Origin of the sequence: Paenibacillus sp. FSL A5-0031, from assembly GCF_001956295.1 — a bacterium.
Taxonomy (GTDB): Bacteria; Bacillota; Bacilli; order Paenibacillales; family Paenibacillaceae; genus Pristimantibacillus.
In genome coordinates this window covers 1-15,371 of the sequence record NZ_MRTD01000044.1, presented here as the reverse complement: position 1 = coordinate 15,371, position 15,371 = coordinate 1, and the positions used below count along the sequence as shown (strand labels likewise).

The following is a 15,371-nucleotide window of genomic DNA, read 5'->3' as shown; positions in this document are numbered from 1 at the left end:
ATGTGGCGGAATGGCAGACGCGCGCGACTCAAAATCGTGAGGGAAACCGTGGAGGTTCGAGTCCTCTCATCGGCACCATATTGTATAAACGATAGCTCATTAGATATTTTATCTAATGAGCTTTTTTTGTATAGCTTTAAAACCCCTTTCATAGCATTAGCCAATGATAGCTTCGAAATATACTCCAAATGAAATTAACTATAGTTAAATCCACTGGATATGTGGTCATACAAAGTACTAGTTATGAGAATCATTTTCAATTATAATGAGATACAGCCTCATTAAATAGGCAATATTTTTAGTATCAGGAAGTGATTGGTATGGATTGGAATGAACATCTATTGCTGTGGAACGAAGCCAATGTCAAGCTGCTCGACATTAGACATCAGTCGTTGGCACATGGAGACGAGCTTCGCGGTTACAAGCTTCCATCCAATGCTTTTCTGTGGGTGACATACGGACGTGGGCGGGTGATGCTGGACGGTGTTGGTTATGCCGTCGATGGCTTTCATTTGCTTCATGGCAGAAAAGGCATGAGCCTGGACATTATCTCCTCAGGGGATCGCCTCGAATATGATCTTATTATGTACAAGGCTTTTTTAGCTGTCCCTGGCAACCGCTACTTGGATCGATTGTTAAAACGCAGCAGTCCTTTCCACATTCAATATGGATTCACGCCTCATGCTCCGCTTGCCCTTCATTCAAAATTCGAGATTATGGAACAAAGCTGGCGCAAGCTTACGCTGCTCGACAAGCTGTATGCCAAAGGCGTTCTTTATCAATTTGTACATGAATTACTTGGTCAGATGGCTGGGCAGGAGCTTGGGGAGACTCGAGCTGACCTTGTGTCCCAAGCTACACGCTTCATAGAGACCAGCTATTCGGATGCATTTACGGTTGAGGGTCTGGCCGAGCTGCTTGGCTGCAGCTCCAGCTATTTGACTCGCGTGTTCAAAAAACAGCAAGGAACAACGCCTAATGAATATTTGACCCAAGTTCGCATTGAACACGCAAGCAGGCTGTTGAAAGAAACGAAGGCATCTCTTCAAGAAATTTCGTTGAGCATAGGATATTTGGATGTCTACTATTTCAGCCGCGTGTTCAAAAAACAAACCGGCACATCACCGCTGCGCTTTAGATCACTGGCAGCAGAAATATCGGTTCAGAAAAGTCCATTTAATAGTTCAGGACAAGCTATTGTCCCTCGCAAAGGTCAGGGCTATAATGATAATGATTCTCATTATGGAAAAGAGGGAGATTTAACGATGTACAAAGATTTAAAACTATCAGTAGGCGCAGTGATGCTGCTCTGTATGACTTTGTTATTCAGTGGTTGCGGGGCTTCAACAGGTTCCAATGAACCATCCGCTACAGCTGGCTCTTCAGCAACGGTCGCACAGGAGCAACAGCAGACAAAGCTGGTTAAGCATATGATGGGAGAAAGCGAAATTCCAATCAATCCGCAGCGCATAGCCGTGAACGGGCTCGAGGACATTATGCTTGCGCTTGATGCGCCGATGGTTCATGCCCAATCCATGAAGGGGCAGTACTTGTATGATACGCTGCAAGCAAAAAAGATTCCATCAGTCTACACGCCAGGCGGTTTAAATTATGAGTCTATTCTCAGCTCTAAACCTGATTTGATTATTGCCAATCTTTTGGCCTCGGATACTGAATCGTATGAGCAGCTAAGTAAAATTGCTCCAACTATCGTCTATGATCGCAGCGACTGGAAGACATCCATAGCCGCTATCGGTAAGGCAATTGATCTCGAAGAGAAAGCTCAGTTGGTCATTCAAGATTACGAGGAAAAGCTGCTTAAGGCTAAAGAGGCTATCGTTGCGAAAATAGGGACGGATCGAACTTTAGCTTTTATTCGACCATCGGAGAAGGATGTTCAACTGTTTTTCCCGGCATTCTCCTATACTAACATCGCGTACAAAGATTTAGGCTTAACGCTTGAACCGATGTTGGCAAATTTGCAAAGTAAAGAGGAAGAAGGCACTTGGGGGATAGAAGCATCACTTGAAACACTGTCTAATTTGACTGCGGACTATTTATTTGTCACGGTCGGCGGCTCGTTTGATTCTGAGGACGAAGCGCAGGCTGCTTTACAGGAAATGAATGTAGTGGAGGATCTGAAAGTATGGAAGTCCATTCCTGCGGTTAAGCAAGGACATGTGTACAAGATGTCATCCAGACATTGGATGCTGAATGGACCTACAGCAGACAGTATGAAAATCGACGATGTACTCGCTGCCTTTGGTATACAATAATTCACAGTATTAAGGGGAGGCGAGCATGCTTTCCCTTTTTTTATTGTGCTACGCAAAGCGACTAAACAAGGTGATGAAAGTCTTCTTATCCTTGTCCTTCCCGGCAAAAAAGAAGAGGCAATTGGTATTAATTGTCGTCCCTTGAGTGTTCGTTCCGTACTTTTGTTAAAGGCAGGAAACGGAGCTGTTCTATTAAAACTTCTATTTTAGTTTGATTCTTCGTCTAAAAACTGCTTCTTTTTAGGTTATTTCTGCGAGTCCTTACAAGGCCGGAGACATGGAGGAGTTCAATAGCTTCATGAGCGGGCTGAAATCTGCGGAAGAAGTAAGCAAGCTGATCCAAAATCGGGTGACGACGTATTTGAATGAGTAGATCGATGGACTAAAGAAATGCTAAAGGTTCAGAATATGCATTAATCTGATAGTGAGTCATACTAAAATCCCTCTAATGAAGAATTGTCCAGACACCTACTTCGATAAGAGAATTTTAGCTATGGCTCTTTTTTTTGCTCAGAAGAATACTTGCTCTTGATGCAATATCGTAGCCGTAGGTAAAAATAATCATAGTGATGATTGCATTTTACAGTTAATATCTGTAAGTTAATACATAACTGAACTTTTCTGTTCTTTAAAACAAATACATAAGGGGGATATGAGTAATGGACGGTATGTCATCAGGTATTATTTTTGGAATATTTCCAATAGTATTGTTTATTGTGTATGGTGTCGTTGCGCTTATGGGTATTTATTGTTTATTTTTACTTATTAAACTTTTGATAAGAGCGATCAAAGCTTTAGATATTCATTTAGATGAAAAAGGCAACAGACGCTTATAATTTCCTTCTGAAAGGAAGCCATGCTTGGAGGTGCGTTAAGATGAGCCATTATAATAACAACCCGTTGCTGTTATCCATTCCAGAGAGTTTTGAAAGCAGCCGTCTTCTTATCCGCGCGCCTCAATGGGGGGACGGAGCGAAGCTGAATGAGGCCGTTAGAGAAAGTGAAAATGAGCTCAAGCCTTGGATGCCATGGGCTCAAGCGATGCCGACGATTCAAGAATCTGAAGTTGTCATCAGGAAGTCACGGTCCAAGTATATGGATCGTTCAGACCTCATGCTGCTTCTTTTTTTAAAGGATACAGGTCAGTTGATAGGAAGCAGCGGTCTTCATCGCATAAATTGGCAAGCGCGAAAATTTGAAATCGGGTACTGGGCTCGTACAGCTTACAGCGGCCAAGGCTTTATAACGGAAGCGACGAATGCAATTTCAACATTTGCAATAAATGAGCTAGAAGCCAATCGTATTGAAATACGTTGTGATGCTAGGAATTATCGAAGCGCGCGAGTTGCGGAGCGACTGGGCTTCACGTTAGAAGGCATACTCCGAAATGAAAAATGTGATGTCAACGGTATTCTGCGGGATACGATGGTGTTTGCGAAGGTAAGAGGCAAAGAATTTTGAAGAAAAAGAACAGCACTATATAGGCTTATTTTCTCAACCATGTATAGGTATCATCGATCGTTCGAGGGAAAACAGAACCTTGCTCTTTCGTCAAAAGAGGAGCAGATTCCAGCTCTTCTCTAGAACCCATTCCTTTACGGAGCTTGAAAGAGAGTGTAGGATACTTATTATGGAATGAAATAAATGATCATCATCAGATAGGGAGTGTTTACGGGATGGGGAACAAAACCTTCACGCTGAGCGAAGCGAACGAGATGCTGCCGCAGTTGCAAGAGGATTTACGGAAGCTTCAACAAATTACGGAGCAATTTGAAGATTTATATATAAGTTATCAGAAAGAGAAGGCTGCTTATGAACAAGTTTTTGCTGCTATTGAAGGCAGTGAGGACCCTTTCTTTGAGAGGGAAAGCCAGCTGGAATTTATGAAGATGGAGGTAGACCTGTTAATTGAAAACTTCTCGCGAAAAGGCGTGCAGTTGAAAATGATTACTCCTGGTTTAATTGACTTTCCAGCGGTGCTGGGTAATGAGGATATTCTGATTTGCTGGAAGGAAGGCGAAGCTGAGGTTAGCCATTATCATGGTTTGCATGACGGGTTTATGGGCAGAAAACCGTTCCCGCAGGATGAATAGTATTCATAATTAATGACCAGCAAGGATTTATCCTTGGCTGGTCTTTTTAGTGTGAAGATAACACAGAATGATTAGAAACATTTTACAATTATTATACGTTATGTAAGTTGGGTGATGAAAATTAGAGATAAGAAGGTGTGAAATGAGAAACTGGAAAACAGCTTTTTCGCGAGGCGTTATGATGGCATGCTGTTCTCTATTATTAATGAGTTCTGTTGTATCTGCATCATTTGATTCACGTACTTCCTATGTGGGAGACAACGAGGAAACGAAGATAGCTGCTCCTATTATTAAACCGCAATGGTCATTGAACTACGAAGGTATAGCAGCAACAGGTGAAGGTAAAGTCTTTTATTTGCTAAAGGGAAAAGTAATAGCTGTTAATATTCAGAATGGGAAAAAGCTGTGGGAGTATGGCAGTCAGCTCAAAGCTCCTGTCGTATATAAGGAAGGCCAACTGTACGTTAATTCGAGCGGAGGCCGTGTTCACGCTATTAAGGCGTCCTCAGGCAAGAAAGTGTGGGTGGCTTCCGTGAACGCTAATAACATTCATGATATTATTCCGGATGGCGATCAGCTGTTCACCTTTAATGGAGACATTCAAGCTTACAGCATAAAGGATGGGAAATTTCAGTGGCGTGACAATTACAAAGAGCCGCTGCATACAAAGATACTGTTTCATGGCGATTTTATAATAGGAGAAAATGAGCTATCAGGTGCTTACACTTACTCGCTCCTTCATGCTTTTGATCGCAAGACAGGAAAAAGGGTTTGGGAAGCTGCACATTACAACTTTCCTATTGGAGCAAAGGATGGAACTCTAACTGCGCAGAAGCTCGTTAACCTGTTTGAGCCTGCTCCATTAACTACACTTGATACCCTAGATATCAAGACGGGCAAAGTACTTAACAGCGTACAATATAATCCTCTAAAGATTGACTTAAATAAAGGAGAATCCGGCAATGAAGGAGACGCTTGGATTAACGGGGACAACGTATTCGTTAATTTCAATTCTGAGGTGTATAGTTACCCTCTAAATGCTGATCCGAGCAAAATAGAGCCTAAGGTGTATAAGCCTGTTGTTTACGCGCCAGGATTCAAATATGCGGCTGGGCCGTATGAGGGGAAATTGATTTATACGAATGGCCGCGGGATATATGGGGTTAAATTAATTAATAAGACAACCGTAGATTATAATGCTGGTGTAACAGGCCTCATCGCACGTTTTGATTTAATTGGTAAAGGGATATATGTGGCGCAAACGGATGGAACGGTATCAGTTATCCATTTAGATACAGCAGCGCCAATTGTACAATTAAAAACAAATGAAAGAGAGTTTGGAGAGACGCTGCTTGAGAGCGGAATGATTGTGATCCAGACAAAAGGCAAGCTGCTCGCATTTAAACAACCAACCAGCTTGAAATCTAGCGTAAAGTAATTAAATAACAGCTCAATGAGCGTTAATAACAAAAGAGCCCCGATTACGAAAAATCGGGGCTCTTTGCTTTATCGTAAAATAAACTCAGCGGTTACCGGATTATGGTCGCTGTGTTCAAATGCTAAATCTGTACTTTGCAGCTGAATTTTATCTACGTTTGAAGAAACGAGAAAACCATCAATGACGGCTCTGAAATTAACGCCTTCCGTGTATGCAACATCTAATGTGCGTACAGTAGCGATGCTGTCGTCAACCATCCACTTGAAGCCGCTTGGTTTGAAATCCTCAGGAAATTGCTGAAGCCATTCTGGCCATGCCTGTGTCGTTTCGAATCGATCAGGGGTAGTGCCGGGCAGGGCATGGTTCCAATCTCCGCCTACAATAATATAATTGCCCTTGCCATTCTCCTTCTCTAAAAATGCGGCTAAATAATCCAATTGCTGCTTGCGGATTTTGCCGCCCTCATCAAAGGCAGATAAATGAAGATTGATAACAATAAGCTCTTTGCCGTTATTGACCTCAAATCTGCTTTCTATAAAAGCACGATCCAATTCAAGCTGCTGTATCGGCCAGCTCTCTTTACCTGGAAGATCGTATCGCTGATTGCTTTTGTTTTTGAATGTTGAGAAGGTTAGAAGGCCGCTCTGAACGGAACCCATTGGATTAAAAATCGGGACGGGAACCCATGCCACTTTATAGTTATAAGCAAATGCATAGCTGTAATCTTCCAAAGGTTTTGCCAAATAGTCTATTTCATTAATATGGTAGCTTCTTGATGAGCGGGCATCGACTTCCTGAAGCAAAAAAAAGTTGGATTGGTTTGTTTTCATAAAGGACGAAATGGAGTCTAGATTGGAAATCGTTTGATTTTTGCTGCTGGAGCGTGATTTTTTACCTCCATCCATAAAAAAATCTTGTTTTTTGTCCAAGCCAGCATAGCCGATATTGAAGGTCGTAACTGTAAATGGAACGCCTTGCTCAATGAGTTGCCCTTTATTATTTTCTGACGTAATCTCGATAACTTCTGCGGGTTTATAATCGGATAAAGTAATATACAGTAAAAACCCTCCCGCTATCGCAACTGCGAGTAGGACAAGCGTGACAATTGTTTTTAATATCTTTTTCCCCATTTGTTCCATCCTTTCATTACGTATTGCGGTACTCACATTTAAGTTTATAAGTATGCTACTGGAAATGTACCATGATATGGGTTAGGGAACTAGTTGTTTTTTTATTGATGTTTTCCCACTATTCAGGAAAGTGATATTAACGATACTAAATAATGAGACTATAATTAAGCTCATTACAGGTCATATGCGACCAAGGATGGGGAATGAATGATGAATATAATAGCTTTTAAACACTTCGCTTTTGATGATGATTATGCGTTTCGTTCCTGGGCCAGCCTTGGAGGACATCGCTTGGATATAAAGGATCCTGCTCTTGAGATTGATGCCAAATGGCTTGACGAGATGGATTTGCTTGTTATATGCGGCGGGCCAATGAGCGTCTATGAAGAGGAGAAATATCCTTGGCTTACGGCAGAGAAGCAGTTCGTACGGCAAGCTATTCAGCTTGGCAAAAAAGTGCTGGGCATCTGCTTTGGCGCTCAAATGATAGCTGAGCTGCTGGGAAGCCGAGTATACCGAAATACGCATAAAGAAATAGGCTGGCATTCGATTAACCGTACGAAGGAGCAGCATCCTTGGCTCTGCGGCATGCCTGAGCAATTTATTTCGTTTCAGTGGCATGGCGATACCTTCGACTTGCCGCAGGACACGCGGCTCCTCGCTTCTTCAGAGGCGTGCAAGGTGCAGGCATTCGCTTATGGCGAGCATGTCATGGGACTGCAATTTCATTTGGAGACGACAGCTGCATGCATGGAATCCATGTTTGCACACTGGTCTTCAGAGTTTATTCAGGCGCCATACATTCAAACAGCTGAACAGATTCGCAGTCAATTCGCGCGTACTGAGCAGTCTCTAACGCTTCTACATGGCATATTGGATCAGATTTCCTTAAAGTGTTAATAGTGGAACCATTTTTGTTGCTCCCTTAGTCCAAAAGTAATATCATAAATGAATAATGAAGCGGCTAGATTATCGGTTAAGGAAAAGGAGCGTTCAAGCATGAAGCACAATCGTCTTGGGAAATCAGAGCTCTACATAAGTGAGATCGGCCTTGGCTGCATGTCACTAGGGACAGATAAAGTAAAAGCGACAGCCTTAGTACATGAAGCGATCGAGAAGGGCATTAATTTTCTAGATACGGCTGATCTTTATGATGAGGGTCTTAATGAGGAAATAATCGGCGAGGCAATAAAGGGAAAACGGGCAGATATTGTGCTTGCGACGAAGGTCGGCAATCATTGGGAGAAGGGAAAAGCGGGCTGGTCGTGGGACCCGTCGAAAGCTTATATTAAGTCGGCTGTAAAAGAAAGCTTGCGAAGGCTCCAAACGGACTATATCGATTTGTATCAGCTGCATGGAGGTACACTGGATGATCCCATATCGGAGACGATTGAAGCATTTGAGGAGCTTAAGCAAGAGGGACTCATTCGCTATTACGGCATTTCTTCGATTCGTCCAAATGTTATTCGAGAATATGTGGAGCGTTCAAATATCGTCAGTGTGATGAGCCAGTATAGTATTTTGGACAGAAGGCCTGAAGAGCAAATATTGCCTTTGTTAGAAGAGAAGGGCATTAGTTTAATCGCTCGAGGTCCGGTGGCAAAAGGGATTTTAACTGATAATGGAGCTGCCAAGGCGGAAAAGGGTTATTTGGATTATGACAAAGAGGAGCTGTCGTCTTTGCGAGACGTTTTGATAGAGATGGGAGAAGGCTCTCGTGATTTGGCGCATACAGCAATTCGGTATGTTTTAGCCAGCCCTGCTGTAGCTGCTGTTATTCCTGGCGCGAGCTCGTTAGAACAGCTGCTGCACAATATAGCGGCAAGTGAAGCTCATCAGCTATCTCCCGCTGAGCTGGAGACCATCAAGAGGTTAAGTAAAGAAAATCGTTTTGAACAGCACCGTTAGAGAATAGGAGAGGCTGCCTGATAGGCAGCTTTTTTTTGATTATAAAATAAAAAAGTTTTGATCCATTGATAGATATTTGGCGTAAGTGGCATCTGTCTAGTAAGGGGGATGAATGATGGAGGTTTGGGCACCCAAATGGCAAGCTCTGTTAAGTAGTGGAGCAGGGGCAGAAGCGCAGGAGCAGTCGTTAGTTGAACGAGCAAGAACCGGCGATGAGGAAGCGTTCGGGGAGCTGGTGCGTCGTCATCGAGCTAAGGCGCTTGGGCTCGCTGGCAGCTTGACGAAGGATGCGTTTATGGCAGAGGACATCGTGCAGGAAGCGCTGATTCGTGCATTTATGCACCTCGGTACGCTTACTGACGCGAGCAGGTTTATTCCTTGGCTGCACAGGATTGTGCGAAATCAAGCCTACATGAAGCTGAGGAGAGGCGGACCCTATAGCAAGGAGAGGCCATTCGTTAGCTTCATGAGCCAATCAGGGCTGCCAGCAGAGGCAGGCAAAAGCGGGCAGTCGGTTGATTGGAGCGATATTGATAGCATCCTGTTTCATTTAACGGATCAAGCTATGAATGAGCCGAGCGAAGGTCAAAATCCGGAGCATGCTGTCATCCGCCAAGAAACGCTCCAGAGCATTCATACACTGATCCGATGCTTGAACAAGCGGGAGCGGGACATTTTTGAAGCAAGATTTTTTGGCGAGCTGCCGCCGGCTGAGATTGCTGAGCTGTTCGATACGACGACTGCAAACGTATACAATATGCTGTCGAGATCAAGGATTAAGCTTCAGAAGGAGCGTATTCGCATATCGATTAGTTTATATGTGGAGCAAAGGGCGTTGCTCGGTTTGCCCAGAAGAAAAATTCTCACTCCGCCCCCTATGTAGGTTCAGAACGTTTATGATAAACCTTGAATGGAGCTGAAAATAATGACGCTGGATAGGGACTGGTCCAAAACATGGACCTCGGCCGCTGCTGCTATTCATGGCGCGGTGAGCTACACGGATAAAAAACATTTTACGCTAACAGATGTGATGGGATTTACCGGTCATGCTTTTCGCATGAATATTGATCCCGTTAGTATTAATGCTGCAGGACCAACCTCATTCCCAGGTGGATATATATTGAGGAGGAATATAGGAAATCTCGGCTTTACGAGCTGTTTGGCTGATCCTATGCTCCCGTTAACACCGGATAAAGTGGAGCGAACTATCGCTCTCGTTCAGCAGTCAATCGACCGTGGCATCCCTGCCATTTCATTTGATTTGTTTATACCTGAATTCGGTTTGATCTATGGTTATGATGATGATAAGCAGCTCTTTCATGCAAAAGATGTATCGAAGGATGGCACGATAAGTTATGCCGATTTTGCCGATTCCAAGATTGATTTGTTGTTCGTGACGACGATTAGCGAAAGCCTGCCTCACTCGAAATACGAAATATTGCGCATGGCGTTATCGATGATTGTGGATCATGGGCGAGGCAAGGAATGGACGCATGTGTTCGAAGATAAATTTGTACAAGGCTTAGCGGGTTATGAGGCATGGATTGGTGTCATGGAGCGGCGAAATGCGGATGAGCATGGTCATGCCTATAACGTGGCTGTCATTTCTGATGCGCGTGAGTTCGCTGCTCGTTTTTTACGCGAATTGGCATTCCGCTGGGATGGGACAAATGTTGTGGAAAGAACGGTTCGCAAGCATGCGGGTGAAGCGGCGCTGCATTACGAGATAGTTGCTGAGGCGCTGGGCAAGCTGAGAGAGTTATTCCCATTCCCAGAAGGCGGCAAGCCGAAGGACCCTGAAGCCGCGGATCGTGCAATCGTACTGCTTCGGCAAGCGCAGGAGGCGGAGGCGAAGGGAATGGAGCAACTGGAGCAGCTGTTTCATTTTATGAAGGAATATTATTCGGAGATCTGGGTGAACTGAGTCATCATTGTGTAACGGTTGGGCAAGTGTATGATGAAGGACAATGGGGAAAGTTTTTAAAGATATAAGCAGCGATAGCTCCGAATAAAGCTGCTCAAAAAAGTTTGACAGGGAGAAAGCCTATACCAAGGCTTTCTCTCTGTGCTATTCTTAGGGTGGAAGGTTTGACATTATCAACTGTATGAAATAACATTACAGTATCCTTCTTGAGAGGGAGTTGTGAAAATGAATAGTGAATTTACGGTTGCGGTTCACAGCTTAGTGCTGTTGGCTTATTTGCCTGATCATATGGCGAGCAGCGAGACCATTGCTCGCAACGTTTCGACGAATCCGACACGTATTCGCAAAATTATGAGTTCCTTACGGAAGCATGGCTTTGTGAAGACGAAGGAAGGAATCGGCGGGGGATATATTTTGAATTGTGAGCCGAATGAGGTTACGCTGGCACAAATATATCGAGCACTATCAGGCGGTACGCTAAAGCCGCATTGGTGTTCAGGAAATCCAGAGGAGGACTGTCTGGTATCCGCGAATATTCAAGTGGTGATGGATCATTTTTTTTACGAGGCAGAGCTTCATTACGTGGCCTATTTGGAGCAAAATACGCTTCAAACTGCTTTGGACAAGATTCGAAAATGTCAGCAGCAGCTTAAAGAAAAGCAGGTTTGATGCTTTTCAATGCTTGCCAGTTCATGCAGGCATCATGTCTGTTTCACGATAGAGCGGTAAATAGAGTTGAATACTGTATATTACCGCTCCTGTCATGAAGCTGATGCATTTGCAGCGGCTCTTTTTTACGTGTAAAATGTATCTAATAATAGTACAGTTGATTTGCCAATAATAATATTGATAGAAGCTACAGCTTCTATTCGTAAAGAAAAGAGTGAATGTCATGTCAGAACAAACGATAAACAATTCAGCTTTTAATATTCCGTTATCCGTTCTTGATGTATCTCCCATTGTAGAAGGCGGCACTGTTGCCGAATCGCTTAGCAATACATTAGATCTTGCACAGCATGCGGAAAAATGGGGCTATAACCGCTACTGGCTTGCGGAGCATCACAATGCGCCAAGCATCGCCAGCTCAGCGACATCCATCGTTATTGGCCATGTTGCCGCAGGTACATCCACGATTCGTGTAGGCGCTGGGGGAATTATGCTGCCGAACCATGCACCGCTCGTTATTGCTGAGCAATTCGGTACATTGGAATCGTTGTTTCCAGGCCGTATTGATTTAGGACTTGGCCGCGCTCCTGGAACGGATGGTCTTACAGCAGCTGCCCTTCGTGGAAACAGAAGAAGCAATGGGCATGATTTCCCAGAGCAGCTAGCTGAGCTGCGCGCGTTTCTAGATCCGGCGAGTGCTGAGGTGGGCATGCCAGTGCGAGCGATTCCGGGTGAAGGTCTTGATATTCCGATTTGGCTATTGGGTTCGAGCGATTTCAGCGCTTTGCTCGCTGCACAGTTAGGATTGCCATTTGCTTTTGCAGGACATTTCTCGCCTAATTTCACCGTTCCAGCAATGAATCTTTATCGAAGCAGCTTTAAGCCATCAGCGATTCTTGATAAGCCAAAAGGAATGGTAGCGGTCAATGTCATTGCGGCAGATACGGATGAAGAGGCGGAGTATTTAGCGACATCGATGCAGCAGCTGTTCCTATCCTTTATTCGCAACACGCGTGGAGCTTTGCCTGCACCTGTTCGCAATATGGATGACGTCTGGACGGCGCAGGAGAAGATCGCTTTGATGCAGCAATTAGGCTCTTCCATTGTTGGCGGACCGGAGACGGTACGCACGAAGCTAAAGCAATATATTGAGGCGACGAAGGCGGATGAGATTATGGTCGCCGCACATATTTATGATCACCAAGCTAGATTGCGCTCATATGAAATTATTGCGGGTCTGTAATCTACCAAATTAGCTAATAAAATTGAAGCAGAATAGAAAAGAGTGAAGACTTATTAACCAAGTCTTCACTCTTTTTTTACTTTAATAGGGCTGATTTATTCGACAGGCGGATAGTGCCCTTTGCGCAGCTTATTAATGGAATAACCAAAGTCCATTTGAAGATGAGGATAGTCAGGGAAGTTTTTCCAATCGCCTCCCCAAGAGAAGCCAAGGCGCTTGGCAATTTCAACAACTTCCATCCAGTCGGACCGCCCATTTTTATTGCCGTCATACTCCATGTCCCATATGACCTCGCCCTTCTTCGTTCGCAGGGCAAAATCGACAGCAAGGCCGTAATTGTGATAGGAGTGTCCGCCTTGAACTTGCGTAACGACTTTCCCCTCTGTTGTGCGTCCTTTTGCATAAATCGCATTTTGCTCCTCGCTTGAACGGAAGCCGTCTGTGACGAGAATGGTGATGCCGGCCTTGCTCGTTTCGGCAATCAGCTCGGTCTGTTTAATGAATACGATCGGATGCAGTGCCGTTACAGGCGGAGCTTCAATAGGATCATTGTTCGGCAAGTATGGATCAAAGGAAAGAATAACTTTCCATAAAAGAGCAGCGGTTAGCGCTAAAATAATAAACAGCAGTATTCGGTTTCGCTTGCGCTTACTTCTTGCTGCCAGGCTCAGCTGAGCCTGTAATGTAGGATGAGAAACTTGATTTCGCTCCAGCATGCTGAATCTCCTTACGTTTTATATCCGCTTATTTTATCATATTGTTTATTTTGACACCCTAGTCTGTGGTAGGGGATTAGGCTTAATTACTATTGATTATGCTTTCTACCAATATTTTAGTAATGAGTTATAGAGTAGATTTTGTTATGCTTCGAGGATTGATCGCATGAGGAGGGTCTTTCTTGAAGCATACTTATACTAGATTTGCTCTAGCAGCATTTACTTTACTATATATCATAACACTTGTTGCTCATCCCATTGCAGCTCAAAGCACGTTGCCTTTTGATGATATTTCAAGCAGCTATGCCAAACAGGAAATAATCGATTTGTATAATAAAAAGATTATTACGGGCACATCGGAGCGAAGCTTCTCACCGAAGCAATCGATCTCGAGAGCGGAGTTTGTCACTGTGCTGGATCGGCTGCTCGGGCTTGAGCCTGTACCGACGCCAGTATCGCCATATACTGACGTACCTATGAAGGCTTGGTATTACGGATGGATTCAGGCTGCTGTGCAGCTTGGCTTAGCAGATGGCGTCAGCGCCTCTTTGTTTGCACCTGCGAAGGCAGTTACAAGGCAGGAAGCAGCCGTATTATTAACGAGAGCATTGAAGAAGCTGGATCATAACTCGGAAGTAAAGCTAAGCTTTGGCGATGCCAGCCGCATTGCGGATTGGGCGAGTTCTGCTGTAGCAGCGATGAATGCTCTTGGCCTTATGAAAGGTGACGATAAGGGAAATTTCCGTCCGGGCGATCCGATAAGCAGACAAGAAACCGCAGTAATGATTCATCGGGTGCTGCAAAATGTGAACTGGGCAGCTGAGCTTGCAGCTAAGCCCAAGGAAACGATAAAACTAGGCTGGCAGTATGGTCAGACGACGCAGCAGTATGAACAAACGGTTTTGAATTCTAATGTAAACACCCTGTCTCCGCGTTGGTATTTTACAGGGGAAGCGGGAGAGATATCGGATAACACGGATCCGTCTCTTGTAACTTGGGCGAAACAGCATAATAAAAAAGTATGGGCAATGGTCGGCAACCGCTCGGATCAAGCGGCTACTCATAAGCTGCTATCCAGTTCCACACTACGCACCAAAGCAATATCTCAGCTTGCAGAATACGTAACAAAGTATAAGCTCGACGGGCTCAATATTGATTTTGAAAATGTTGCGCCGCAGGATCGAGCAGCTTTGACCGCCTTCATCACGGAGCTGTCCAAAAAAATGAAGCTTATGAACGTCACGCTGTCGCTTGACGTATCCCCCGACCGGGGAACGGATTGGACAGACGCTTTCGATTTTGCCGCGCTTGGAAAAATAGCCGATTATATCGTATTGATGGGCTATGATGAGCACTGGGGAGACGGCTCGGAAGCGGGCTCCAACGCCTCTATAGGTTTTGATGAAGCGGCTGTGAATAAGCTTCTTAAATTGGTGCCAAGCCAAAAGGTGATACTGGGCGTGCCTTTCTATAACCGTGATTGGGATTTAAAGAAGGACGGCAGCGTTGAGTCCTCTGCATTTATATCATTTGGCGAGCAGAATGCGCTCATTAGTAAATATGGAATCAGGCCTTTATGGGACGCTAAAATCGGTCAGTACACAGCTGCATACATGAAGAATGGTATACAGCATAAAATATGGGTCGAGGACGGGCGTTCGTTAACCGAAAAATATAAGCTGGCTGTAAAAAGCAAGCTTGCTGGACTAGCTTACTGGTATGTAGGCGGTGAAAGTCCGGATATATGGATAAGTCTAAAAAATGCGGATCGATTTTTGGGTTATTCCTTCTCCTAATAGTTATTTACCAAAACCGCTGAATTGATTCGCAAGAACAAACGATATGGGGCTGTCCTATAAGAATCAGGCTCGCTGAGGAATAGCTCACTTTGAACGGGAGTATTGGTAAATATATAGCAGTACAGGAGAGCTATTCCTGTACTGCTATTTTTCTATTCTGGTCTATGGTTGCTTGCTT

Annotated in this window: 14 protein-coding genes; 12 read left to right on the top strand and 2 right to left on the bottom strand. The window is 44.3% G+C overall.

All coding sequences use genetic code 11. The features are described 5' to 3' along the window. The first annotated feature begins 320 nt into the window (after positions 1-320). The 5 genes from BK120_RS33905 to BK120_RS33890 all read left to right on the top strand — a co-directional run bounded on the left by BK120_RS33905 (position 321) and on the right by BK120_RS33890 (position 5,807). Entirely contained in the window at positions 321-2,276 is a 1,956-nt protein-coding gene (locus BK120_RS33905) for an AraC family transcriptional regulator (RefSeq protein ID WP_076271873.1), read from the top strand. 659 nt (positions 2,277-2,935) lie between these two features. Continuing rightward, positions 2,936-3,112, top strand: a complete 177-nt coding sequence (locus tag BK120_RS35680) for a hypothetical protein (RefSeq protein ID WP_179089958.1) — start codon at positions 2,936-2,938, stop codon at positions 3,110-3,112. Positions 3,113-3,152: 40 nt separating this feature from the next. After that, on the top strand, positions 3,153-3,737 hold the full coding sequence (locus BK120_RS33900) for a GNAT family N-acetyltransferase (protein WP_076271872.1): 585 nt from the start codon (positions 3,153-3,155) through the stop codon (positions 3,735-3,737). A gap of 215 nt (positions 3,738-3,952) precedes the next feature. Further along, positions 3,953-4,369: a DUF2203 domain-containing protein gene (locus BK120_RS33895; RefSeq protein ID WP_076271871.1), complete on the top strand. Its 417-nt coding sequence runs from the start codon at positions 3,953-3,955 to the stop codon at positions 4,367-4,369. A 142-nt stretch (positions 4,370-4,511) separates the two neighbouring features. Further along, a complete protein-coding gene (locus tag BK120_RS33890; protein ID WP_076271870.1) occupies positions 4,512-5,807 on the top strand; it encodes a PQQ-binding-like beta-propeller repeat protein in 1,296 nt (431 codons plus the stop codon). 68 nt (positions 5,808-5,875) lie between these two features. Here the strand turns inward: BK120_RS33890 and BK120_RS33885 are convergent, their stop codons facing one another. Further along, complete coding sequence (locus tag BK120_RS33885) at positions 5,876-6,937, bottom strand: endonuclease/exonuclease/phosphatase family protein (RefSeq protein WP_076271869.1); 1,062 nt, start codon at positions 6,935-6,937, stop codon at positions 5,876-5,878. Positions 6,938-7,144: 207 nt separating this feature from the next. Here BK120_RS33885 and BK120_RS33880 point away from each other — a divergent pair, with 207 nt between their 5' ends. The 6 genes from BK120_RS33880 (at position 7,145) to BK120_RS33860 (ending at position 12,678) form a co-directional block, all read left to right on the top strand. Next, positions 7,145-7,837 carry a type 1 glutamine amidotransferase gene (locus BK120_RS33880; protein ID WP_305953947.1) on the top strand — a complete coding sequence of 231 codons (693 nt, stop codon included), beginning with the start codon at positions 7,145-7,147 and terminating at the stop codon, positions 7,835-7,837. Between the two features lie 99 nt (positions 7,838-7,936). Then, entirely contained in the window at positions 7,937-8,845 is a 909-nt protein-coding gene (locus BK120_RS33875) for an aldo/keto reductase (protein WP_076271868.1), read from the top strand. A 112-nt stretch (positions 8,846-8,957) separates the two neighbouring features. Further along, positions 8,958-9,728 (top strand): RNA polymerase sigma factor, encoded by a 771-nt coding sequence (locus tag BK120_RS34760; protein WP_083682760.1) that lies wholly within the window; start codon positions 8,958-8,960, stop codon positions 9,726-9,728. Positions 9,729-9,770: 42 nt separating this feature from the next. Continuing rightward, positions 9,771-10,769, top strand: coding sequence for a hypothetical protein (locus tag BK120_RS34755; protein WP_083682758.1), 999 nt, complete (start codon positions 9,771-9,773; stop codon positions 10,767-10,769). Positions 10,770-10,994: 225 nt separating this feature from the next. Continuing rightward, positions 10,995-11,438, top strand: a complete 444-nt coding sequence (locus BK120_RS33865; protein ID WP_076271867.1) for an RrF2 family transcriptional regulator — start codon at positions 10,995-10,997, stop codon at positions 11,436-11,438. A 223-nt stretch (positions 11,439-11,661) separates the two neighbouring features. Next, positions 11,662-12,678: an LLM class flavin-dependent oxidoreductase gene (locus BK120_RS33860; RefSeq protein ID WP_076271866.1), complete on the top strand. Its 1,017-nt coding sequence runs from the start codon at positions 11,662-11,664 to the stop codon at positions 12,676-12,678. A 95-nt stretch (positions 12,679-12,773) separates the two neighbouring features. Here BK120_RS33860 and BK120_RS33855 read toward each other — a convergent pair whose 3' ends face one another. Continuing rightward, positions 12,774-13,394 (bottom strand): M15 family metallopeptidase, encoded by a 621-nt coding sequence (locus BK120_RS33855; protein ID WP_083682756.1) that lies wholly within the window; start codon positions 13,392-13,394, stop codon positions 12,774-12,776. A gap of 182 nt (positions 13,395-13,576) precedes the next feature. On the opposite strand from BK120_RS33855, the gene BK120_RS33850 reads away from it, so the two are divergent. Beyond that, complete coding sequence (locus BK120_RS33850) at positions 13,577-15,190, top strand: S-layer homology domain-containing protein (RefSeq protein ID WP_076271865.1); 1,614 nt, start codon at positions 13,577-13,579, stop codon at positions 15,188-15,190. Positions 15,191-15,371 lie beyond the last annotated feature (181 nt).